The organism is Pseudomonas sp. TMB3-21, assembly GCF_054898145.1.
The window spans coordinates 4,534,471-4,558,497 of the sequence record NZ_CM142718.1; the positions used below are offsets into that span (position 1 = coordinate 4,534,471).

The 24,027-nt window shown below is 58.6% G+C and carries 15 protein-coding genes and 1 pseudogene; 9 read left to right on the forward strand and 7 right to left on the reverse strand.

All coding sequences use genetic code 11. The annotated features are described in order from the left end of the window. Positions 1–7: 7 nt before the first annotated feature. A complete protein-coding gene (locus ACYZTS_RS20605) occupies positions 8–1,390 on the reverse strand; it encodes an aspartate aminotransferase family protein (protein ID WP_461991696.1) in 1,383 nt (460 codons plus the stop codon). Positions 1,391–1,420: 30 nt separating this feature from the next. Next, positions 1,421–2,218: a helix-turn-helix transcriptional regulator gene (locus ACYZTS_RS20610; RefSeq protein ID WP_461991698.1), complete on the reverse strand. Its 798-nt coding sequence runs from the start codon at positions 2,216–2,218 to the stop codon at positions 1,421–1,423. A gap of 237 nt (positions 2,219–2,455) precedes the next feature. Between ACYZTS_RS20610 and ACYZTS_RS20615 the strand changes: the two genes are divergently transcribed. Genes ACYZTS_RS20615 through argE form a run of 4 tightly spaced genes read left to right on the forward strand, consistent with a single transcriptional unit; the run spans position 2,456 to position 6,010 of the window. Continuing rightward, positions 2,456–3,745: a flavin-containing monooxygenase gene (locus ACYZTS_RS20615; RefSeq protein ID WP_461991700.1), complete on the forward strand. Its 1,290-nt coding sequence runs from the start codon at positions 2,456–2,458 to the stop codon at positions 3,743–3,745. Positions 3,746–3,768: 23 nt separating this feature from the next. After that, positions 3,769–4,179, forward strand: coding sequence for a RidA family protein (locus ACYZTS_RS20620; protein WP_461991702.1), 411 nt, complete (start codon positions 3,769–3,771; stop codon positions 4,177–4,179). 11 nt (positions 4,180–4,190) lie between these two features. Then, positions 4,191–4,868, forward strand: a complete 678-nt coding sequence (locus tag ACYZTS_RS20625; RefSeq protein ID WP_461991704.1) for a DUF1028 domain-containing protein — start codon at positions 4,191–4,193, stop codon at positions 4,866–4,868. Then, positions 4,865–6,010 carry an acetylornithine deacetylase gene (argE, locus tag ACYZTS_RS20630; protein WP_461991705.1) on the forward strand — a complete coding sequence of 382 codons (1,146 nt, stop codon included), beginning with the start codon at positions 4,865–4,867 and terminating at the stop codon, positions 6,008–6,010. The genes ACYZTS_RS20625 and argE overlap by 4 nt, the downstream gene beginning before the upstream one ends. A 160-nt stretch (positions 6,011–6,170) precedes the next feature. Here the strand turns inward: argE and ACYZTS_RS20635 are convergent, their stop codons facing one another. Then, a complete protein-coding gene (locus ACYZTS_RS20635) occupies positions 6,171–7,082 on the reverse strand; it encodes a LysR substrate-binding domain-containing protein (RefSeq protein WP_461991707.1) in 912 nt (303 codons plus the stop codon). A gap of 250 nt (positions 7,083–7,332) precedes the next feature. Between ACYZTS_RS20635 and ACYZTS_RS20640 the strand changes: the two genes are divergently transcribed. Then, positions 7,333–8,748 (forward strand): purine-cytosine permease family protein, encoded by a 1,416-nt coding sequence (locus ACYZTS_RS20640; protein ID WP_461991709.1) that lies wholly within the window; start codon positions 7,333–7,335, stop codon positions 8,746–8,748. A gap of 131 nt (positions 8,749–8,879) precedes the next feature. On the opposite strand, the pseudogene ACYZTS_RS20645 reads toward ACYZTS_RS20640, so the two are convergent. Together ACYZTS_RS20645 and ACYZTS_RS20650 are read right to left on the reverse strand one after the other, a co-directional pair. Continuing rightward, positions 8,880–9,692 (reverse strand): annotated as a pseudogene (locus ACYZTS_RS20645) (type II toxin-antitoxin system HipA family toxin); the annotation flags it as partial. 54 nt (positions 9,693–9,746) lie between these two features. Next, positions 9,747–10,064, reverse strand: coding sequence for a helix-turn-helix domain-containing protein (locus tag ACYZTS_RS20650; protein WP_461991711.1), 318 nt, complete (start codon positions 10,062–10,064; stop codon positions 9,747–9,749). 313 nt (positions 10,065–10,377) lie between these two features. Here ACYZTS_RS20650 and mexE point away from each other — a divergent pair, with 313 nt between their 5' ends. Genes mexE through ACYZTS_RS20665 form a run of 3 tightly spaced genes read left to right on the forward strand, consistent with a single transcriptional unit; the run spans position 10,378 to position 16,259 of the window. Continuing rightward, positions 10,378–11,631 (forward strand): multidrug efflux RND transporter periplasmic adaptor subunit MexE, encoded by a 1,254-nt coding sequence (gene mexE, locus ACYZTS_RS20655; protein WP_028622773.1) that lies wholly within the window; start codon positions 10,378–10,380, stop codon positions 11,629–11,631. Positions 11,632–11,646: 15 nt separating this feature from the next. Then, entirely contained in the window at positions 11,647–14,841 is a 3,195-nt protein-coding gene (locus ACYZTS_RS20660; protein WP_461991713.1) for an efflux RND transporter permease subunit, read from the forward strand. After that, complete coding sequence (locus tag ACYZTS_RS20665; protein WP_461991715.1) at positions 14,838–16,259, forward strand: efflux transporter outer membrane subunit; 1,422 nt, start codon at positions 14,838–14,840, stop codon at positions 16,257–16,259. Before ACYZTS_RS20660 ends, ACYZTS_RS20665 begins: the two co-directional genes overlap by 4 nt. A 120-nt stretch (positions 16,260–16,379) precedes the next feature. Here the strand turns inward: ACYZTS_RS20665 and ACYZTS_RS20670 are convergent, their stop codons facing one another. Together ACYZTS_RS20670 and ACYZTS_RS20675 are read right to left on the reverse strand one after the other, a co-directional pair. Next, positions 16,380–20,105 (reverse strand): hypothetical protein, encoded by a 3,726-nt coding sequence (locus ACYZTS_RS20670; protein ID WP_461991717.1) that lies wholly within the window; start codon positions 20,103–20,105, stop codon positions 16,380–16,382. 154 nt (positions 20,106–20,259) lie between these two features. After that, the gene (locus tag ACYZTS_RS20675; protein ID WP_461991719.1) at positions 20,260–21,369 is read right to left on the reverse strand and encodes a PilT/PilU family type 4a pilus ATPase; all 1,110 of its coding nucleotides are present in this window, start codon (positions 21,367–21,369) and stop codon (positions 20,260–20,262) included. 114 nt (positions 21,370–21,483) lie between these two features. On the opposite strand from ACYZTS_RS20675, the gene ACYZTS_RS20680 reads away from it, so the two are divergent. Next, a complete protein-coding gene (locus ACYZTS_RS20680; RefSeq protein WP_461991720.1) occupies positions 21,484–24,021 on the forward strand; it encodes a PAS domain-containing hybrid sensor histidine kinase/response regulator in 2,538 nt (845 codons plus the stop codon). Positions 24,022–24,027: the final 6 nt, after the last annotated feature.

Consider the following 24,027-nt stretch of genomic DNA (forward strand, 5'->3'; position numbering starts at 1 on the left):
GCTCACTTCAGAGCTTTCCCGCGATTCGCGCGGTGCGGTTTACCGCGTTAAGGGTTTTTTCGACCAGCTCATCCAGCTCCGCGCGCGTGGCCACGAGTGCCGGCGCCATGATCATGCGGCCCAGTGTCGAACGGATGATCACCCCCTCTTCAAAACCAAAAGTGCGGCATTGCCAGGCCAGGCTGTTCTCATCGTCGAAGCGTTTGCGTGTGCTCTTGTCCTCGGCAAATTGCAAGGCGGCGAGCAGGCCCGTGCCCTGGATCTCGCCGATCATCGGGTGGTTGCCGAACACATCACGCAGGATCTGTTGCAAGTACGGCCCGGTGTCCTCCTTCACCCTGCGCACGATGCCTTCATCACGCAGCGCCTTGAGGTTTGCCACCGCCACCGCCGCTGCGACCGGGTGCCCGGAGTAGGTTAAGCCGTGGGCAAACACACCGCCCCGCTCCACCAGCGCCTCCGCGATGCGCTTGCCCAGCACCAGCCCGCCCATGGGAACGTAGCCGGAGGTCAGGCCTTTGGCGATCGATAGGGTGTCCGGCTCGAAACCGAAGTACTCGTGGGCAAACCACTCGCCTGTGCGACCAAAGCCACCGATCACTTCATCGGCGCACAACAGCACATCGTACTGGCGGCAGATCCGCTGGATTTCGGGCCAGTAGCTTTCCGGCGGGAAGATCATGCCGCCCGCACCCTGGAAAGGCTCAGCGACGAAGCCCGCAACGTTTTCAGCGCCCAGCTCCAGAATTTTTTCTTCCAGCTGCAGCGCACAGCGACGACCGAACTCAGCCGGGGTCAGCTCGCCGCCCTGGGCGTACCAGTAAGGCTCATCGATGTGCGCGACATCCGGAATCAAACCACCCATCTCGTGCATGAATTTCATGCCGCCCAGCGCTGACGCCGCCAGCGTGGAGCCGTGATAGCCGTTCCAGCGACCGATCATGATCTTTTTCTGCGGCTGGCCGACCACTTGCCAATAACGGCGAACGGTACGGATCAACACCTCGTTGGCTTCGGAGCCGGAGTTGGTGTAAATCACGTGGCTGTAGTGGCTTGGCAACAGGCTGAAAAGCAGCTCGGACAGCTCGATCACCGCCGGATGGGTGGTATGAAAAAACATGTTGTAGTAGGCCAGCTGATCCATCTGCGCCGCAGCCGCGGCCGTCAAATCCTTGCGACCATAACCGAGCTGGGTGCACCACAGACCGGACATACCGTCCAGGTAGCGTTTGCCTTCACTGTCCCACAGATAGAGGCCTTCGCCTCGGACGATGACCCGGGGACCTTCGGCATTCAGCGCCTTCTGATCGATAAACGCGTGGATGTGGTGGGCCGCGTCGGACTTCTGATAATCCTCGGTCTGGCGTTTCGGTTCGAATGGCAGGTTCATGTTTTTTCTCTCTTGTTAGTAGTCTTGCGCTCAGCGGAACTTGTTCATGTAGCTTTCAAGCGGGTCTTTGCTCAGCACGCCCTGGGCCTCGGCCAAGGAGTCGATAAACAGGGCAAACAGTTCTGATTGCGCGCCGATATCGAGCTTGCTGTAGATGTGTTTGCGGTGAGACTTGATGGTGTCTTCCGACAGGCCAAGGCGCTCGGCCAGCGAACGGGTGGAGTGACCGCGCAGGATCAGTTGGGCAATCCGGCATTCGCGCTCGGTGAGGATGGAGGAGCCAAAATTGTTGAGCGCCGAGTGGATGCGCTGCTCCAGCTGGCTTTCGAAGCGCGAACCCTGCGCATCCAGGCCCACAAAATGTTTGCCGAGCACGGCCAGCACCCAGGGTGCTATGCGCTTGAATTGTTGTGTCGTGGCTGCGTCCAGCTTCTGCGTAAAGGCGAGTGACACCGCCAGGCTCGAGCCATTGCTCAACTGCAGGATGTAGTTCAGCTCATCCTCAAGGTGCGAATGCCGGTAAAACGACTGGAAATATTCGCTGAGTTCGAAGTGATCGGGGGCGACATCCGCCAGGTCGTAACACCCCGAGCTGACTCTCTCCACGCATGCTCCGTAAAAAGGGTCCAGCAGGTAAAAACCGGACAGGTACTGGCGCACGTTACCTTGCGGCAACCACGGTCCGTCCAGCTCGAACAACGCGCTGGGCATGCCGCCGTGCGGATACAAATACAGCGTCGTGGCCTGAATCGGCCAGATGCAACCAAGGGCTTCGAACAAACTGGCGGCGAACCCTGCCTGCCCGATGCTTTCGGTGACATGAGCCATGTGCTCGAACCATTGCGCAGAAGAAAGCCGGTCGTTTTCCACTTCAAACACTCACTGAATGAATGGAAAGGATGGTCCCACACCCGGCAATTTCTCGAAATCACCCGATAGGGTGAGCTTGCATCCGATATTTATGCTCACTTGCCAGCTTAATAATATTTTATTAATGCCCCCCTCCCCCCTAGCCTTGAAGTCATGCAAGACCTGAATCCAACTGCATGACGCAAGGACAGACACATGACTGAAGCGATAACAAAAACAGACACCCTGGTGGTGGGAGCCGGTCAGGCTGGCGTGGCCATGAGTGAGCATTTGAGCAAGCAAGGCGTACCGCACCTGGTGCTGGAGCGCAGCCGCATCGCCGAGCGCTGGCGCACCGGCCGCTGGGATTCGCTGGTCGCCAACGGCCCGGCCTGGCACGACCGTTTTCCCGGCCTGGAATTTGATGACGTCGCCGCCGATGGCTTTGCGCCAAAAGAGCGAGTGGCGGACTATTTCGAGGCGTACGCCCGCAAATTCAATGCGCCGATTCGTACCGGCGTGGACGTGATCTCAGTGGTGCGCAACGTCGGCCGCCCAGGCTTCACCGTGCAGACCAGCGAAGGCGTGATCGAAGCCAACCGGGTGGTGGCCGCAACAGGGCCGTTCCAGAAACCGGTGATCCCGGCGATTGCACCAAAGGACACCTCTTTGCATCAGATCCACTCCGCCGACTACCGCAACCCCGCGCAACTGCCGGCCGGCGGCGTGCTGGTGGTGGGTGCAGGCTCCTCCGGGGTGCAGATTGCCGACGAATTGCAGCGCTCCGGTCGCCAGGTGTACCTGTCCGTGGGTGCCCACGACCGACCGCCTCGCGCTTATCGCAACCGCGATTTCTGCTGGTGGCTGGGCGTGCTGGGCGAATGGGACCAGGCGGCGATGAAACCGGGTCGCGAACACGTGACGATCGCCGTCAGTGGCGCTCAGGGCGGCAAGACCATCGACTTCCGTGAACTGGCCCAGCAGGGCATGACACTGGTCGGTTTGACGCAATCCTTTAATGGCAACGTCGCGACGTTCCAGCCCAACCTCGTGGAAAACCTCGCGCGCGGCGATGAAAACTACCTGGCCTTGCTCGATGCAGCGGACGCCTATGTCGAACGCAATGGCCTGGACCTGCCCCTGGAACCCGAAGCCCATCATGTGTTCCCGGACGCGGAGTGCATCAAGCACCCGATCCTGGAGCTGGACCTGGCCGAGGCGGGCATCACCTCGATCATCTGGGCCACCGGCTTTGCCGTGGATTACAGCTGGTTGAAAGTCGATGCATTTGACGCCGCCGGCAAACCGCAGCACCAGCGCGGCGTATCCAGCGAAGCCGGGATCTACTTCCTGGGTTTGCCGTGGCAGTCACGCCGTGGCTCATCGTTTATCTGGGGCGTTTGGCACGATGCGAAGTATGTCGCCGACCATATCGCCATCCAGCGCCAATACCTTGAATACCGCGAAGCCGCCCCGGTCGCTCGCCATTCCCTTGTCAACGCCTGATCACTTTCTGCCGGAGTTTTTCGATGCCTACTCACACTCGCATCCGCATGTTCAACACTAAGGAAACTTACCCGAACCAAAGCCTGGACAATGACCTGTGCCAAGCCGTGCGCACCGGCAACACCGTATACGTGCGCGGCCAAGTGGGCACTGATTTCGACGGCAACCTCATCGGCCTGGGTGACCCGCGCGCCCAGACAGAGCAAGCCATGCGCAACGTCAAGCAACTGCTGGAAGAAGCCGGCAGCGATCTAAGCCACATCGTCAAGACCACCACCTACCTGATCGATCCACGCTACCGCGAGCCGGTGTACCAGGAAGTCGGCAAGTGGCTCAAGGGAGTATTCCCGATCTCCACCGGGCTGGTGGTGTCGGCCCTGGGTCAACCGCAATGGTTGATGGAAATCGATGTGATCGCGGTTATCCCGGAATAAGGAGGTTACCCATGACCTTTTCAATCGTCGCCCGTTGCGCAGACACCGGCCAAATGGGCATCGCCATCAGCTCATCGAGCATCGCCGTGGGGGCACGCTGCCCCTGGCTGCGCCCAGGTGTCGGCGCGGTGTCGACCCAGAACATCACGCTGCCAGCCTTGGGGCCGGAGGTGCTCGACCTGCTGGAGCAAGGCCTGGGCCCTGCCGACGCCCTCGACAAAGCGCTGACGAGTAACGGCTACAGCCAATACCGGCAACTGACGGCGATTGATCACCTGGGCCGCACCGTGCATTTCAGCGGCAGTGAAACCCTTGGCACCCACCATGCGGTGTCAGGTGAACAGTGTGTGGCAGCCGGCAACATGCTCGCAGACCGCGCAGTGATCGAGGCCATGGTCAAGGCGTTCGAGTCAGGCGAAGGCCAACTGGCCGATCGACTGTTGGCCGCCATGCACGCCGCCATCGCCGCCGGTGGTGAAGCCGGACCGGTGCACTCCGCCGCACTGGTGGTGGTGGGCGAATTGACCTGGCCAATCATCAACCTGCGGGTGGACTGGGCCGAAGAACAACCCCTCGGTGAACTGCAAAAACTCTGGGACGCCTACCGCCCGCAAGTGCAGGACTACATCGACCGCGCCCTCGCACCCGACCGCTCCCCAGGTTATGGCGTGGCCGGAGACGACCGATGAGCAGCAGCCGCGAGTTGTTGGAGACGCTGGTGGGGTTCGATACCACCAGCCGCGAGTCCAACCTGAAGTTGATCGAATTTGTGCGCGATTACCTGGCGGGTTTCGGCGTGGTCAGCGAGTTGATTTACAACGAAGAACGCAGCAAGGCCAACCTGTTTGCCAGCATCGGCCCGGTGCAATTGCCGGGCATTGTCCTGTCGGGGCATACCGACGTGGTGCCGGTGGATGGACAAACCTGGACGCTGCCCCCGTTCGAACTGACCGAGCGTGACGGCAAACTGTTTGGCCGTGGCACGGCGGACATGAAAGGTTATATCGCCTGCGTGCTCGCGCTGGTGCCGGAGTTGCTCAAGGCACCCTTGCGCCTGCCGGTGCACATCGCCCTGTCTTACGACGAGGAAGTCGGTTGCCTGGGGGTGCGTTCGTTACTCGCGGCACTGCAGCAACGCCCGGTGAAACCCATGCTGTGCATCATCGGCGAACCCACTGAACTCAAGCCGGTATTGGGCCACAAGGGCAAGCTGGCGATGCGCTGCGACGTACATGGCGAGGCGTGCCATTCGGCGTACGCGCCTTACGGCGTGAACGCCATCGAGCATGCCGCCGAGCTGATTGGCGAGCTCGGGCGGATTGGCCAACGGCTGCGGGATACACAGGATGCGCGATTTGATCCGCCGTTCAGCACGGTGCAGACGGGCGTGATCAACGGCGGCAAGGTGCTGAATATCGTGCCGGCTGATTGCCGGTTTGATTTTGAAGTCCGTGCGCTGCCGTCAATGGACCCGGGTGAAGTGGCTGAGGAGCTGCAGGCATACGCGATGCAACGGGTATTGCCGCGTATGCAAGCTGTCAGCAAGCACAGTGCGATTCGCTTCACGGAGTTGTCGGCCTATCCCGGCCTGGTCACGGATGAACGCAGTCAGGCGGCAGAGCTAATCGCGGCGTTTGCCGGCTCGCGGGCGTTTGGCACGGTGGCGTTTGGCACCGAAGGTGGCTTGTTCGATGCGGTCGGCATCCCCACGGTAGTGTGCGGACCGGGGAGCATGGACCAGGGTCATAAGCCGGATGAGTTTGTCAGTGTGGCGCAGCTGGCCGGGTGTGACGCGATGCTGCTGCGGATGCTGGAGTCGATACGCGGCTGAGTCATACGCCAAGTTATCTGATTACACAAATCCACTGTGGGAGCGGGCTTGCTCGCGAACGCGGTGTGTCAGTCACCGCTGGCTGACTGGCCCGCCGCATTCGCGAGCAAGCCCGGCTCCTACAGGTGATTTCTGGTGTCTGTCAGATTGCATTCCAGGTTCAGCCAAGGATTCGCGCCAGTTCTTCGCGGCAATAATCCACAAACAATTGCACCGGTTTAGTCAGCGGCGCTCGTCGCAGCCACACGGCAGACAGGCCGGAGCCGGTCACCGTTTCAGCCAACGGAATGCACACGACTTTCTGCCCGTCGTAGGTATATTCCGTGAACGGTTTAGTCACCAAAATCGAGAAGCCAAACCCGCGACCCACCATCCCCCGCACCATCTCGATTGAAGGCGAGCTGAACACGATATTTGGCGTCAGCCCACGCTCTTCAAAGATGCTCACGAAGTACGTGCGACTGGGCAGCACGTCCAGCAGAATCATCGGTTCCAGCACAAGGTCCGCCAGGGACACCTTGGCCTGCTGCGCAAAACGGTGATCCGCTGGCAACAACGCGTACGGTTGCTGCGGCGGCATCAACGGCGTGGTCTCGATAGTGCCGCCCAAGTCATGTTCGAACAGCATTGCGACATCGATACTGCCAGCCGTCAGTGCCTGCACCAGTTCCTGCTGCTCACCGTCGCGCAGGCGAATTTCCACGCCCGGCCAACGCGCCTTGAAGCCGGCGATCAAGCGCGGCAAGTACAGCGGCGCAACCGTTTCAAAGCAACCGATATCGATCTGCCCCGCCACCACGTCATTGTCTGCCAGGGCGTTCTGCTCGAACTCATGGGCCACCCGCAACAGCTCCAGCGCTTTGCGGTAGAACCGTGCGCCGCTGGGCGTCAGCGAGACACCTTGGGCGTGATGGCGGATAAACAGCTGCACGCCAAAGCTGTCCTCTAACTGCTTGATGGCGGTTGAGACCGACGGCTGAGCGATATACAGCTTGCGCGACGCCTCGGCGACGCTGCCGCACTCGGCCGTGGTAACAAAATATCTGAGTTGGCGCAGGTTGTAGGCAGCCATCGGGACCTCGGTAAACGTGGGATTTCGCCCCAAACAAGCGCAGAAAAACGCTGTTTTCTTCAGCACTCACAGTGCATGCAACATACCGGAGCAAAAACGTGGGCGAGATACTTTTTTTAAGGTCTATAGCAACAAACTTACTAATTTACGTCCCTGCCGCCATTGCAGATGATCGTTCCAACAACAAAGCGTCGCACAGGCGGCGCACAGCGAAGTACGTCCACGTACTCACCTTGCCTTGGAGCTCGTCATGGTTACCACTGCAACATCCTCCGCCCCGCTCATTGAAAAACACACGATTGGATACGTGCCCCCGGAAGATCGCCATGGAAAGGTAAGGGATCTGTTCACCCTGTGGTTCGGCGGCAATATCGCGCCGCTGCCGATCGTCACCGGCGCGCTGGGTGTGCAATTGTTCCAGCTGAATCTGGTCTGGGGCATCGTTGCCATCCTCGTCGGCCACCTGATCGGCGGTGTGCTGATGGCGCTGCACTCGGCCCAAGGCCCGCAGATGGGCATCCCGCAGATGATCCAGAGCCGCGCTCAGTTCGGCTCGCTCGGCGCCTTGCTCGTCGTGGTCATCGCCGGCGTCATGTACATCGGCTTCTTTGCCTCCAATATCGTGCTGGCGGGCAAATCCCTGCACGGCGTGGTCGACAGCGTGCCCGTGCCCGTCGGTATCGTCATCGGCGCCATCGGCTCCGGGATCATCGGCATCATTGGCTACCGTTTCATCCATGTGCTCAACCGCATTGGCACCTGGGTATTGGGCGCCGGGATCGTTCTGGGTTTCGGCTACATCTTCACCCACATTCAGACCACGGATTTCCTGACCCGCGGTGGCTTCAACATTTCTGGCTGGCTCGCCACTGTTTCCCTGGCTGCACTGTGGCAGATCGCGTTTGCCCCTTACGTTTCGGACTACTCCCGCTACCTGCCGGCTGACGTGCCCGTAGCGTCCACCTTCTGGACCACTTACCTGGGCTCGGCGCTGGGTTCCAGCCTGTCGTTCATCTTCGGCGCCGTCGCCGTCCTCGCCACGCCGGTCGGCATGGACACCATGGAAGCCGTGAAACTCGCCACCGGCTCCATCGGCCCTCTGATGCTGGTGCTTTTCCTGCTCAGCGTAATCAGCCACAACGCCCTCAACCTGTATGGCGCGGTGCTGTCGATCATCACGCTCGTGCAGACCTTCGCGTACCGCTGGATTCCAACCGCCAAAAGCCGTGCGGTGATCTCCATTTTCGTGTTGGCAGCCTGTGCGATTGCGGCGGTATTTGCGTCGAATGACTTCATCGGCCACTTCGTCGACATGGTGTTGGTGTTGTTGGTGGTACTGGTGCCGTGGACGGCGATTAACCTGATCGACTTCTACGCGATCCATAAGGGCAAGTACGACATTGCCTCGATCTTCCGCGTGGATGGCGGGATTTATGGCCGCTACAACCCGCACGCTCTGCTGGCGTATGCGGTAGGGATTGCGGTGCAGATTCCGTTCATGAACACACCGCTGTATGTGGGCCCGATTTCGCAACACATCAACGGCGCAGATTTGTCCTGGGTGGTGGGGCTGGTGGTGACTTCGCCGTTGTATTTCTGGTTGGCGAGTCGGGACAGTGCGTACAAGCGTCGAATGAATGACGGGACGTGGGTTGCAAATGTCTGAGCGTCTATCGGTGCGCGTTCATTTGGAATGAACACTCGGGGACGCGAATTGCAGGGTCAGCGCCTGGTTCTGGATCACTCGTTTCACCAAGAGTGACCAGATCAGGCGTTGCCTGTGGTCAGTCGGGCGTTCTACCGAAGCAAACGAATGTTCTCGTTGATGCGCTGTTGAATGCGCTGCAGGGTGTCTGCGGTGATCATCTGCGGGAACAGGCTTTGCGCCAAGGCTGAAAACTGGCGGGCCGATTCGCACGTTCTGCTGATGATGTCTGCTGCCGTATCCATCGAAACCTCAGCTTCCTCGGCGAGCCTCAGCATCGCGCCTCGACCGACTTCCAAAGCCTCTCCCAGCACATCCATCTGGTGATAGCCACCGGGCCCTTCGCAGAACGTCACATCATCGGCCGGCGCCAAATGCCATGTGCCGGAACGCGACATGACGTAAGCAAAGTTTTTTGGATGCTCGTCCCGATTGTTGAAAACGACGTTGAAGACTGCACGCTCGAAGGCGAGCGCTTTTTCTCGCACATCGTTGGTACACATCTGGGTCGCGCGCAGGAAGTTCACGTAATCCAGGGAACCCGGTGACTTGTAGTCGGCTCCGCTAAAGGATGCGAGGCTTTGCATGTGCACGCGCTGACCGTCCATGCGATCAAAGCGTTTACTCGCGAAAGCAGCCAGCCCGTTGGGCAGACTGAAGTGCTGCGTGTCCGGGGTCTGGATACCGCACCTGCGCAAGCACTCGGCGTAGACCATTTCGATAGCACAGACTTCAGGGTGTTCGTCTTTGGCCGGAAACTTGATCAGCCAGGCTTCAAAAGCAGCTGTTGCGGCGGTCGTAAATGCTCCATCTTCAGGGTTGCGGAAGACTAACGCCTTTGGCCTTGCACCTTGAGGCGAGCCACCCACCAGCAACAGTGTTTGCAGAAACTCCCCGCCCTCACCAGCGTGCCCCACAACCAGCGTTCACCCCAGCCAACGTAGAAAACCTCAACCTGTTCAAGCATCGGTGATCTTCCTTTTTATACGCTGACGATTGACGCTGGTTTCATAGCGGCGAATGTCGTCCAGGCTATTGAGCTTCGGCATGAACAATTGTTCGAGTTCTTTGCTGCGTCCAAGGACCATCGCTATGCGGACCACGTTTTCAAACCCGACATTTCGCCCGGCTTCCAGGTTGGACACGGTGTTGGTCCCGATGCCGGCGCGTCCGGCCACGTCGGCCTGGGTTAATTGCAGCGTCAATCGCTCTGTGCGCAGGCGAGCACAAAGGCGCTTGACGAGCTCGTCCGGTTTGACGAAGTCTAAATCCAACATTTTGTGTCTTCCTGCCCATTTTTGATCTTAAGACCCCGGATAATGGATTTAATATAGCCGGTTGCACGGCGGTTTCAGGTTTGTATATCTGGACTTGCTGCCACTTACCGTGGTGCGTTGATTCTTGCGACGCACGCAACACAGCATTACCCTCAAACCAATTGATAGCCGCCTAACGAAAGGCGCAAGCTAGAGGGCTTCATTCGGCCTCGTATCATTCCGAATGATAGTTACCTTCGCCCCATTCGATTCGTGTGATACACCCCTCGCCGAGCATCATCCGCCCATTCTCAATACATTGGCGGATGCATCCATGGAACAATCACTTAAACATTTGCGCTTCCCGTTGGCCTTGCTGGCCGTACTGGTGATGAGCGCGTGTGGCAAGACACCGGACACGGCTGCCGCTCCGCCTGCAGCCAAGGTCAGCGTGGCCAAAGTACTGGAGCAACCCGTCAACGAGTGGGACGAATTTACCGGACGGCTTGAAGCACCGGAAACCGTGCAGATCCGCCCGCGAGTCTCGGGGCAGATTGACGACGTAGCCTTCACCGAAGGCGCATTGGTCAAGAAAGGCGACTTGCTGTTCCAGATCGACCCGCGTCCGTTCCAGGCAGAGGTGCGCCGCCTCGAAGCCCTGGTCTCTCAGGCTCGCGCCACCGCCACCCGCAGTGAAAACGAAGCCCAGCGCGGTGAACGCCTGCGCACCAGCAACGCAATTTCCGCCGAACTGGCTGACTCGCGCACCAGCGCTTCCCAAGAAGCCCGCGCCGCGGTCGGAGCGCTGCAAGCGCAACTGGATCTGGCCAAACTGAACCTGAGCTTCACCCGCGTGACCGCGCCGATCAGTGGCCGCGTCAGCCGCGCCGAGATCACCGCCGGCAACCTGGTGACCGCCGACACCACCGCGCTGACCAGCGTCGTCTCCACCGACAAGGTCTACGCCTACTTCGACGCCGATGAGCGTGTCTTCCTCAAATACACCGCCCTCGCCCGCCAAGGCAAACGCGGCGCCACCACCCCGGTTTACCTGGGCCTGTCGAACGAAGAAGGCAACCCGCACCAGGGCGTGATGAACTTCGTCGACAACCAGGTCAACCCGCAGACCGGCACCATCCGCGGTCGCGCCGTCTTCGACAACACCGATGGCACTTACACCCCGGGCCTTTATGCACGTCTGAAGCTGGTCGGCAGCGGCACTTACTCCGCGGTGCTGATCAATGACGAAGCGGTCGGTACCGACCTGGGCAAGAAGTTCGTGCTGGTGCTCGATGGCGAAAACAATACCGCGTACCGCGCCGTTGAGCTGGGTCCGAAAATCGAAGGCTTGCGCATCGTGCGCAGTGGCCTGAGCAAGGATGACACGGTCATCGTCAAGGGCCTGCAACGCGTACGGCCTGGTTCACCGGTCACCCCTGAAGTTATCCCGATGGCCAGCGAGCAAACCCTCGCCGCGCTGGCTCAACAACGACAAGCGCTGGAAGCCAGCAACCTGCCCCAAGTCGCGCCTGCCAAAGCCGCGCCGGGTACGGTTGTGAAAGTGGCTGCCGCGACCCCACGCGGTTAAGGGACGACAAACCAGATGAATTTTTCCCAATTCTTTATTTCCCGGCCGATCTTCGCAGCGGTGCTGTCGCTGCTGATCCTGATCGCTGGCTCCATTTCGCTGTTCCAGTTGCCGATCAGCGAATACCCGGAAGTCGTGCCGCCAACCGTAGTGGTCCGCGCGAACTTCCCGGGCGCCAACCCGAAAGTCATCGGTGAAACCGTGGCGGCTCCGCTGGAGCAGGCCATCACCGGCGTCGAGAACATGCTCTACATGTCCTCGCAGTCGACCGCCGACGGCAAGATCACCCTGACCATCACCTTCGCGCTGGGTACCGACCTGGATAACGCGCAGGTGCAGGTGCAGAACCGCGTAACCCGGACCGAGCCGAAACTTCCCGAGGAAGTGACGCGCATCGGTATCACCGTCGACAAGGCTTCGCCCGACCTGACCATGGTTGTGCACTTGACCTCGCCGGACAAACGCTACGACATGCTCTACCTGTCCAACTACGCCCTGCTCAACATCAAGGATGAGCTGGCGCGGCTGGGCGGTGTCGGTGATGTGCAATTGTTCGGGATGGGCGACTACTCGCTGCGGGTGTGGCTTGATCCGAACAAAACTGCTTCGCGCAACCTGACGGCAACCGATGTGGTGACGGCGATTCGCGAGCAGAACCGTCAAGTGGCGGCCGGTGCACTGGGCGCTCCGCCTGCGCCGAATGCCACCGCGTTCCAGCTGTCGGTCAACACTCAGGGTCGTCTGGTCTCGGAGGAAGAGTTCGAGAACATCATCATTCGCTCCGGCGAAAACGGTGAGATCACTCGCCTCAAAGACATCGCGCGCATTGAACTCGGTTCCAGCCAGTACGCGTTGCGTTCGCTGCTGAACAACCAACCGGCGGTGGCGATCCCGATCTTCCAGCGTCCCGGCTCCAACGCAATCGACATCTCCAACGACGTGCGCGGCAAGATGGCCGAGCTGAAAAAGAACTTCCCGGAAGGCATGGACTTCAGCATCGTCTATGACCCGACGATCTTCGTGCGCGGCTCCATCGAGGCGGTGGTTCACACGCTGTTCGAAGCACTGATCCTCGTGGTGCTGGTGGTGATTCTGTTCCTGCAAACCTGGCGTGCCTCGATCATTCCGCTGGTGGCGGTGCCGGTTTCGCTGATTGGTACGTTTGCGGTGATGCACCTGTTCGGCTTCTCGCTGAATGCCTTGTCATTGTTTGGATTGGTGTTGGCCATCGGTATCGTGGTCGACGATGCGATTGTGGTGGTGGAGAACGTCGAACGGCACATCGAGCTGGGGGAGACGCCATTCGAAGCCACCAAGAAAGCCATGCGTGAGGTGACCGGGCCGATCATCGCGACGGCACTGGTGTTGTGTGCGGTATTTATCCCGGCGGCGTTCATTTCCGGACTCACCGGCCAGTTCTACAAACAGTTCGCCCTGACCATTGCCATCTCCACCGTGATCTCCGCGTTCAACTCGCTGACACTGTCGCCTGCCCTGGCCGCCGTGCTGCTCAGAAGCCACGACGCACCGAAAGACCGCTTTACCAAAGTGCTCGACAAACTGTTGGGCGGCTGGCTGTTCCGTCCGTTCAACCGCTTCTTCGAACGTGCCAGCCGTGGCTATGTCGGGACGGTGGGCCGGGTCATCCGCAGCAGCGGCATCGCCATGATCGTCTACGCCGGTTTGATGGTGCTGACGTTCTTCGGATTCTCCAGCACGCCGACCGGCTTCGTACCCGGCCAGGACAAGCAATACCTGGTGGCCTTCGCGCAACTGCCGGATGCCGCGAGCCTGGACCGCACCGAAGACGTGATCAAGCGCATGTCCGACCTGGCCCTGAAACAGCCGGGTGTGGACAGTGCCGTGGCCTTCCCTGGCCTGTCGATCAACGGCTTCACCAACAGCCCGAACGCCGGCATCGTGTTTGTGACCCTCAAACCGTTCAACGAGCGTAAAGACGCCAGCATGTCCGCCGGTGCGATTGCCGGTGCCTTGAACGGCCAGTTCGCCGAGATTCAGGAAGCTTACATGGCGATCTTCCCGCCGCCGCCGGTACAAGGCCTGGGCACCATTGGCGGTTTCCGTCTGCAGATCGAAGACCGGGGCAACCTCGGTTACGACGAGCTGTACAAAGAAACCATGAACATCATCAACAAGAGCCACAACGTGCCGGAACTGGCCGCGTTGTTCACCAGCTACACGGTGAACGTGCCGCAGGTCGATGCTGCCATCGACCGGGAAAAAGCCAAGACCCACGGCGTGGCCGTCAGCGACATCTTCGACACCCTGCAGATCTACTTGGGTTCGCTGTATGCCAATGACTTCAACCGCTTCGGTCGTACCTATCAGGTCAACGTGCAGGCCGAGCAGCAGTTCCGCCTTGAACCGGACCAGATCGGTCAGCTGAAAGTGCGCAACAACAAAGGCGAGATGATCCCGTTGGCGACCTTCATCAAGGTCAGCGACACCTCGGGGCCGGACCGCGTGATGCACTACAACGGCTTCATCACCGCTGAAATCAACGGTGCAGCGGCCCCTGGCTACAGCTCTGGCCAAGCCGAAAAAGCCATCGAGAAATTGCTCGCGGAAGAACTTCCGAACGGCATGACCTACGAATGGACCGACATGACCTATCAGCAGATTCTGTCCGGTAACACCGCGCTGTTCGTGTTCCCGCTCTGCGTATTGCTGGCGTTCCTGGTACTCGCCGCGCAGTACGAAAGCTGGAGCCTGCCATTGGCGGTGATCCTGATCGTGCCGATGACGTTGCTGTCGGCCATCATCGGTGTGATTGCATGGGGAGGCGACAACAACATCTTTACCCAGATCGGATTGATCGTACTGGTGGGACTTGCCTGTAAGAACGCGATTCTGATCGTCGAGTTCGCCAAGGATAAACAGCAGGATGAAGGCATGAGTCCGCTGGAAGCGGTGCTCGAAGCGTGCCGCTTGCGTCTGCGGCCCATCCTGATGACCTCCCTTGCGTTCATCATGGGTGTGGTGCCACTGGTGTTCTCCAGCGGTGCCGGTGCCGAAATGCGTCACGCGATGGGTGTGGCGGTGTTCTCCGGGATGCTCGGGGTGACCTTCTTCGGTCTGCTGCTGACGCCGGTGTTCTACGTGCTGATCCGTAACTTCGTGGAGCGCGGTGAAAAACGCAAAGCTGCCAAAGCGCTCAAATTGGATAAGCAACTGGAGGCGCAACAATGAGCCTGAAAGTCTTCCTGCCGAGTCTCTTGGTACTGGCCCTGAGCGCCTGCGCCGTCGGCCCGGACTATCAGACACCGGCCACCGAACGGGCCAATATCACCAGCGCCACCGACGGCGCGGCCGGTCAAAAGAATTACGACCGCGCACGTTTCGAAGGCATCTGGTGGCAGCAATTCGAAGACCCGACCCTCAACCGTCTGGTCACCCAATCGCTGCAAGGCAACCGCGATTTACGCGTTGCTTTCGCGCGCTGGAAAGCCGCCCGGGCGATTCGTGATGACGCCAGCAACGACGCCATGCCGACCATCACCAGTCGCGCCAGCAGTGAAGTGGGCAAAGGTCAGATTCCGGGCCAGACCACGCAACGGGTTAACAGCGAACGCTATGACCTGGGACTGGACATGGCCTGGGAACTGGACTTGTTCGGACGCATCCAGCGCAACCTGGAATCCAGCGACGCCGAACAGCAAGCCGCTGAAGCGGACCTGTATCAGCTGCAAGTCAGCATGATTGCCGAGCTGGTGGACGCCTACGGTCAACTGCGCGGTGCACAGCTGCGCGAGAAGATCGCCCTGGCCAACCTGAACAACCAGCAGGAATCGCGCAAGATCACTGAAAGCCTGCGCGATGCCGGTGTCGGCGATCAGCTCGACGTGGTGCGTGCCGATGCCCGCCTGGCCTCCGTTGAAGCCAGCGTGCCGCAACTGCAGGCCGAACAGGTTCGCCAAAAAAATCGTATCGCCACCCTGTTGGGTGAGCGTCCGGACAAGCTGAGCGTTGACCTCAGTCCGAAAGATTTACCGGCAATCGCTAAAGCACTGCCGATTGGTGACCCGGGCGAACTGCTGCAACGACGTCCGGATGTGCGCAGTGCCGAACGCCAGTTGGCCGCAGCCACCGCGCGCATCGGTGTGGCCAAGGCTGATTTGTTCCCGCGAGTGAGCTTGAGCGGTTTCCTCGGCTTCACCGCCGGGCGCGGTTCGCAGATCGGTTCTTCGGCGGCCAACGCCTGGGCACTTGGCCCGAGCATCACCTGGGCAGCATTCGATCTGGGCAGCGTGCGTGCGCGGTTGCGCGGCGCCGATGCCGAAGCTGAAGGCGCCCTGGCGACCTACGAACAGCAAGTGCTGCTGGCATTGGAAGAATCGGAAAACGCTTTCAGCGATTACGGCAAGCGTCAGCAACGCCTGATCTCGCTGATTCGCCAGAGTGAGTCAAGCCGCGCCGCCGCCAATCTGGCGCAGATTCGTTACCGCGAAGGCACTGACGATTTCCTCGTGCTGCTCGACGCGCAACGCGAGCGCCTCGCCGCAGAAGATTCGCAGGCCCAGGCCGAAGTTGATTTGTACCGCGGCATTGTCGCGATCTACAAAGCACTCGGCGGTGGCTGGCAACCGGAGACGGTCGCCGCCCAGTAAGGTTTCAACGAGCTCCTTTGGTTGGCCGCAACCAACCAAATTTTTAGCCCCGCGCCTTCATTCGGTCGCGGGGTTTTTTTATGCCGTTTGATGGTGTTTTTCCAACTGACCGCCGTCGGTTCAGCGCGCGTTCAAGTCGACCACTACGGCCCCGGCAACGGCCTCGCTCGCGTTGGCGCCGATCGCTGATTTTATGACGTCCATATTGGCGTTGAACGCTTGCTCGTTAGTGATGCGCTGGCTGAGCAACGCCACCAACAACGCATAGGAGTCAGCATTCACCAGCGCTTGCGAATGATCGTAATGACCAGCCGTCGTTTCTCCGCCAGGCACTGGGTGATTTCCTGCCGCCAGGTTCAGCAAGGCAGCCACGTTCAGTGCCTGATCGGTCGCGCCTTGTCCTTGTGTATCTTCAGCGCTTACCAGATCCAGCGCGCCCGGCCCACCACGTAACAGGCTCTGAATAAGGTCATCGGCGACTTGCCCATAGTTGTACCCTGACTGCGCAAAACGATCTGTCAGACCGTACGGATTGATCGTCAGATATTGATGATCCTTCTTCGCCGAATCAGTCGCGTTTTTCCATTCCTGGTACTTGTCGGCCTGTATCGAAATGGTTCCTGCGTGGTCTTTGAAGCCGTCCAGAAAAACGTTGCTCACGGAAACACCTTGCACGTCGGCCCTGATTATTCTGAGGCTGTTGAGCAATTGATCCCGAGCATTGGAAGAACTCCCCAGAAAGAGCCCGATGGCAAGGTCCGTCTCGAACGTGAAGGCTGGCGTTGTAAGCACCGATAGCGCGTTGTCGATTTTGTGCCGGGCAATTGGCAGGCTCTGCTCAATCAGATGCTTACTGACGTCATTGGGCAGCGACCGGCGTACGCGTGACAGTGATGCTTCCTGAGTGGGGATGAAATTGGTCAACGGCTTGCCCCAAGGCCTGTTATGCCGATTGATGGCGTACCACTGATCGTTCTTGAGAATGACATGCACGTCAAAGGCTACTGCATCACTACCATGCGGTCGCCATTTACCCTGGCTCAAGCGCCGAGTGTTCGCTGCCTGGAGCAAATCGACGGATTTGGCACCTCCGGTCAGTGAGCGCATATGGAACGAAGCCTTTTCAATCAAATGAAGGCTGTGCGTGCTTAAACGTAAACCAGTCTGATAGAGGGATTTGATTTTTTTGTAAACGAGCGTCGGTACCCCATCGAGCGGATTGAAAACAGAAATCGCTGTTTCGACGGCGTAGAGTGCCAGAGTCGTTGCCTTTGAGGCGGCCGAACCAACCTTTGCCAGCGTAGTGAGCGTCATGGAGACCGCACCTAGAGCAGTGAACACCAGCCCGATCGTATCCATGATGCAGCCGTAGATGCCGTCGACAATTTTGTTCCTTTCACCTGACATTAAATCTTCAGAGCACTTTTTAAATGGCACGATCAGATCAACAATGAAGGTGACCCACTCGTCAAAAGTGTTGCTTGCTCTTTCGCGATCGGTGGGCACCGTCGCTGCGTATTTCAGTTCTTCAATCGAGGCGAAGAACTTGTTGTCCGCGATAAACTTTGCAATGAGGCCGAACTGCGGGTTGACGAAATTGGTGTAAAGACTGCGCTCGTGAGAAAAGCTTGTGGAGGGTGCTTCAACGCATCCCAACTTCTCAATCACGACCGTACTGAGGGTACCGTTCCGGGATTTGGCACCTTTGGTGTAGGCATTGATGTCCAGAGGAAGGTGATACGGTGTAGCTGCAGGCTGCAGCTCGTTCAGATCTCCGTGGAAGTCGACTCTGGATGCCGAGTGCATTTTCCCGGAACCGTTGATCAACTGCCCGAGTTTGATATTTTTGCGGCATTCGCCTCGCAGCGTAAACATTTCGTAGCACGTCACCCGACCATTGTTATCTGAAGCGCACATGATGACGCCGTAGCGGCCGGTTGCCTGATCTCGGCTTAGTTGGCTTTCCTTAAGTTGAGGTGTTTTGAGATTGGTGCCCGAATATCCGGCTTGGCCAGTCGGGGTGCCTACCAGTTCGCCTCCGGCTGGACGCACTGTAAAGAAGGTTATTTTGCTGGATTTCAGAATTTCCCGATCAGGCATCGGCAGCCCTGACAAGGCAAGCTTCATCGTCGTCGCTAGCGCGGCTTTCAGATTGCTGTGGTGCTCGGACACTGCGGCTTCGAAAGCGACCTGATTTGATGGCAAGTGATACAGGGCCGGGTAGAGATCGCGGAAAACCGGCGTCTCCCATCGATCCCAATCTTCCATGTCCCCTTCTATGTGCAAATCAAGCATTGACATCTTGAAGGGCCTGGAGAGTCTGTGGGTATTGTGACTGAGCAATTTCTCCTCAAGCACATTACAACCGGGCAACGCTCCCTTTAAAGTTCGTAATGCAATTTTACGGCGATTGGGCAGTGGTGCCAAAAGCGCCTGGCCGGTCTGGACCAGTTCGCTCGCGAATGCCTGGTAAGCCGCAACGGCTTTCTGCTGCGCCTGCTGGCGTGTCGAGAGAGCCGCCTCAGCCGTAATCACTTCGTTGATCACGGCCCAATCGACAATCGATTCGATCGCGGCAATGGCCCGCACACTTTTCATCGCTTCATTGACGGGTTTTACATCTGCGAAGTCCATGATTTCGCTGTAGCTCATGTAACGTGCAGCGCCCTTCAAGGTGAGCTCGATGTAACTCACTGCTTGCGAAAACAACACCCAACGTACCGAGCCCACCGTTAGTTCGGCCGGGATGGATTTCACAATTAGCTCGGGCGCCACACGGGCAAGTAACAAGTGGGAAGCAAGTGGTACGAGGTCCCGTGAGACCCGTTCGTTTTGGACAAGGTACCCTTCCAATTCCAGTCGAGATGAGAACGGGTGCGCATCTACCAGATGGGTGCCGTAAATATCATAGGTCCCGACCCGATGTCGTCCCGCGTCCTGCCAAGGAGTGAGATCGAGCAATATCGCGGTAACCAGCAATTGTCCCAGCTCTTCTTTGCTGACTTCTTCATGTTCTTTCACCCCATACCACTGCAGAGGTTCGATGTATTTTTTTGCGAAAGCCTGGGATGAGCTCTCAAGTACCAGATCAGCAATAAGTACATCGGCGTTATGATGACTGGGATTATCTGGAAGATTGTCCCGCGCAGCCTCATACAATGTATCCAGCAGACTTTTTTTTGCCGGTACGAATTGCCGTGTAAGTCGGCGAATCTTTTTCATTTCATCAGAGGTCAGCACTATGGAAGTACTGTCGAGGCCGGTAATTTGATCCCAGTAATTACCGAGGTAATCGACAGCGGGAAGATCCGCCTCAAGATATTTTAGAAGATTTCTGGCACCCTCCGCATCCGCTGGCACATCAAGCCCGTGGAAACGGAGCCATTGAGGAATACTGGCATACTGAGCGCAATACAGTTCGCCACCGGTAAATTTTGCGGCAGACACTAGGTTCTGCAAAGCTCTTGTGGCTTCTGGGTCTCTCTTGACGCGTTCCGTGAGCTCCACTGATCCTTTAGGGTTGTAAACATACAGGCCACCGTCTGCGCTCACAAAACTGTTTCTCGAATGCAGGTTTTCCTCCGCAAATATCGATAATATCAGGGGCAACTCCAGAAAAGCCTGAAACAAGGCTATTGCCGGAGCCTGAACTTTATACAAAGAGGATTCCGCCTCCAAAACCATATAACTTTCAGCCCATGTAAAATCTGCATCGTCATATGCATCAAATAAACTGGAACCGATACGGTGGATTGCATTTTTGCGCTCCGCGAGATCCGCTTGCATGCACGCGTTATTATCTTCGGAGGCGAGGATCATTCGATTTAAACGTTGATCTAGTTTCATTGTGTAGCCTTCATTTGGTTATGGATTATCACCTCCCAAACTCAACCACATCATTATCAAGATCAACGCACAAATTATTAATTTAAGTAACTACAACGCAAGCATCAACACTAGTGCTCGGTTCGGCGCGAACGGTAGAGCTGATATATGTTTGTTAATCCACTAATCCCCACTCCCCCGACGGCGAGTGCGATGAGAGTGTTGTCTCGGTATGCAACTTAAGCCGCAGCCGCAGGTTATTAACTGAATCGGCGTGCTTGAGTGCTTCATCCTCTGTAATCGCGCCTTCTATGACGAGGCCAAACAGCGCACCGTCGTAAGTCTGCATACCGGATTCGGCGGATTTCTCCATGATCCCTTTGAGCTCATCGAGCGCGTTACGCCGGATCAGGTCGCCCACGGTCGGCGTACCCAGCATGACCTCTACCGCCGCCCGGCGCTGACCGTCGCGGGTGCGCACCAATCGCTGCGAAACAAACGCCTTGAGGTTATTGCCGAGGTCATGCAACAGCTGCGTATGACGCTCTTCCGGGAAAAAATTGATGATGCGATCCAGTGCCTGATGGGCGTTATGCGCATGCAACGTGGAAATCACCAGGTGACCGGTATCCGCAAATGCCAGGGCGTGTTCCATGGTTTCGCGATCACGGATTTCACCGATCAGTACCACGTCCGGCGCTTGGCGCAGGGTGTTTTTCAAAGCGGCGTGGAAGCTGCGGGTGTCCACGCCGACTTCCCGCTGATTGATGATCGATTTCTTGTGCCGATGAATAAACTCGATAGGGTCTTCGATGGTAATAATGTGGCCGCTGCCATGCCGGTTGCGGTAATCGATGAGGGCCGCGAGTGAGGTGGATTTGCCCGAGCCGGTGGCGCCGACGAACAGCATCAGTCCTTGCTTGAGCATCACCGTTTCCAGCAACACCGGTGGCAGATGCAAGTCCTCGTAGCGCGGAATATCCAGCTTGATGTTGCGTGCCACGATCGACACGTCGTTGCGCTGTTTGAAGATGTTCACGCGGAAACGTCCGACGCCCGGTAGCGACATTGCCAGGTTCATCTCCAGTTCCCGATCGAACTCCAGACGCTGTTCGGCGTCCATGATGGACGCTGCAATTGCAGCTATCTCGCCCGGCTTGAAGGGCTGGTCAGAGAGGATTTTCAATACCCCGTCGAAGCGTGCGCTGGGTGGCGCGCCGGTAGACAGGAACAGATCGGAGCCATTTCGCGTGGCCAAGAGACGTAACAGGGCATCGATTTCCATGGCAAAAGGCATCCGCAACATTCAATGAATAAAAAATGACCGAAAAAATTCGTCCCGCGTCTACCAACATAGGATAGTAGACGCCGCCACACGACAGACGTGCAGGAAATCTTGATGAACGCATCACCTATCGGCAGCGATGCCCAGGCCTTGATTGCCAGACTCGACTGGGCAGCCACGCCACTCGGTGCCGCCAGCACCTGGCCGCAAAGCCTGCGAACCGCGGTGGACATCGTAATCCACTCACCGATGCCGATGCTGCTCCTCTGGGGGCCACAGCTCACGCAAATCTACAACGACGGCTTCGCGCTGCTGGCGGGCAACAAGCATCCTGCCGCTTTCGGACAGCCGACACACCAGGTTTGGCCTGAACTCGAAGATTTCACCGCGCCGATTTACCGCGCTGTTCTCCAGGGCCAGGTGCGCACCTACAGCGAACAGCGCTTTAATCTGCAGCGCAACGAAGGTAATTCCGATTTCTGGCTGGACCTCACCTACAGCCCGATCTGTGATGAGAGTACGCAAGTCGCCGGGATCCTGGTCACGGCCATTGAAACCAACGAGCGCCGGCGCATTGCCCTGGAGCTCGAGCAGCGCTCCGCCGCCAGCCTCAAAGCGCAACGCGAAACCGAGGAGCGCCTGCAACTGGCGCTGGCCGCCACCGACGCGGTCGGCACCTGGGATTGGGACATCAGCGAGGACCGCTTCATCGCCGACGCGCACTTCGCCCAGTTGCACGGCGTCGACCCGCAGCGCGCCGGCCAGTTGCCGATCAGCGATTACCTCGAGGCGGTGCACCCGGAAGACCGTTCGATGGTCACGCGCAGCATCAAGCATTGCATCACCCACGGCACCGAATACGCCGAGGAATATCGCCTGTTACAAGCCGATGGCCAGGTCCGCTGGGTGTTTGCCCGAGGGCGTTGCTACAAGGACCACCATGGCCGGCCGATCCGTTTCCTCGGCGCCGCGCTGGACCTGACCGAGCGCAAGCACACCGAGCAGGCCTTGCGGCAGAGTCAGACCGAGTTGCAGTTGATCATCAACGCGATGCCGATCCTGATCAGTTATGTCGACCGCGATGAACGCTTCCGCCTGAACAACGCCGCGTACCTGGACTGGTACGGGCTGACGCCGCAAGAACTCTATGGCAAGACGGTTCTCGAAGTCCTGGGGCCAGAAGCATACGCGTTGCGCGCCGGATACATCGCCCAGGCGCTTGCCGGCAATACCTGTCGCTTCAGCATCAGCACCCCTCATCGTGATGGCAGCGTGCGGCAGGCCTTGATGAATTATTTGCCTCGCCACGGCGCGGATGGTGCGGTGAACGGTTTCTACATTTTTGTGATCGATGAAACCGAGCGTACAAAGACCGAAGAAGCCATGCGCAATCTCAATGAAACGCTGGAAGAACGCGTCGCAGCCCGCACCCGTCAGCTGGCCGAAGCCAACGAAAACCTGCTCAGTGAGATGTTCGAGCGTGAGCGCGCGGAAGACGCGCTCCGCCATGCGCAAAAAATGGAAGCGGTTGGTCAGTTGACCGGCGGCATCGCTCACGATTTCAACAATATGCTCACCGGCATCATCGGCAGTCTCGACCTGGTGCAGCGCTACATTGCCGACGGCCGCGCAGCGGAAATCGGCCGGTTCACCGAGGCAGCAGTGTCATCGGCCAACCGTGCCGCCGCCCTCACCCATCGTCTGCTGGCGTTCTCGCGGCGCCAGTCGCTGGATCGCAAACCTCTTGACGTCAACGAGCTGATCCACTCGCTGGAAGATTTGCTCAGCCGCACCAAGGGCGATCACATCGAGCTGCAACTGCAACTCGGCGCCGACATCTGGGCCGTCAACACTGACGTCAGCCAGTTGGAAAATGCCTTGCTCAACCTGGTGATCAATGCTCGTGATGCGATGCCCGATGGTGGCCGACTGCTGATCGCTACTGCCAATGTGCACCTGAACGGCAGTGCCGTGCCGACGGTGGAGACGGCCAAACCTGGCGATTATCTGATGATTGCCGTGAGCGACAATGGCACGGGCATGACGCCTTCGGTGCTGGCCAAGGTCTTCGACCCTTTTTTCACTACCAAACCTATCGGTCAGGGCACGGGGATGGGGCTGTCGATGATCTATGGCTTCGCCCAGCAATCCGGTGGTCACGTCGACATTGACAGCGTGCCGGGCCAAGGCACGTGCGTACGTTTGTACTTGCCGAGGTTGCTGTCGTCGGAGATCGAACAGCCGCTGTCACCGCCCACAACCGAGGCGCCGGCGGCCTTTGCCGGGGAGACGGTGATGCTGGTCGAAGATGATCCGGCGGTGCGGATGCTGGTGCTCAATCTCCTTAACGAACTGGGCTATCACGCTCATGAAGCCAAGGATGCCCAGTCTGCCCTGCCCTTGCTCGATTCAGACCTGCGTGTGGATCTGCTGGTCACCGATGTCGGCCTGCCTGGCATGAACGGTCGCCAGCTGGCGGAAATTGCCCGTCAGCACCGGCCGCAACTCAAGGTGCTGTTCATGACCGGTTATGCAGAAAAAGCTGCGGAGCGCCAAGGGTTTCTCGAGGACGGCATGGACATGGTCGCCAAGCCGTTTTCAATCGATGTGCTGGCCAACAAGATTCGCACGATGATCAACCATTCCGAGTGACTTGAG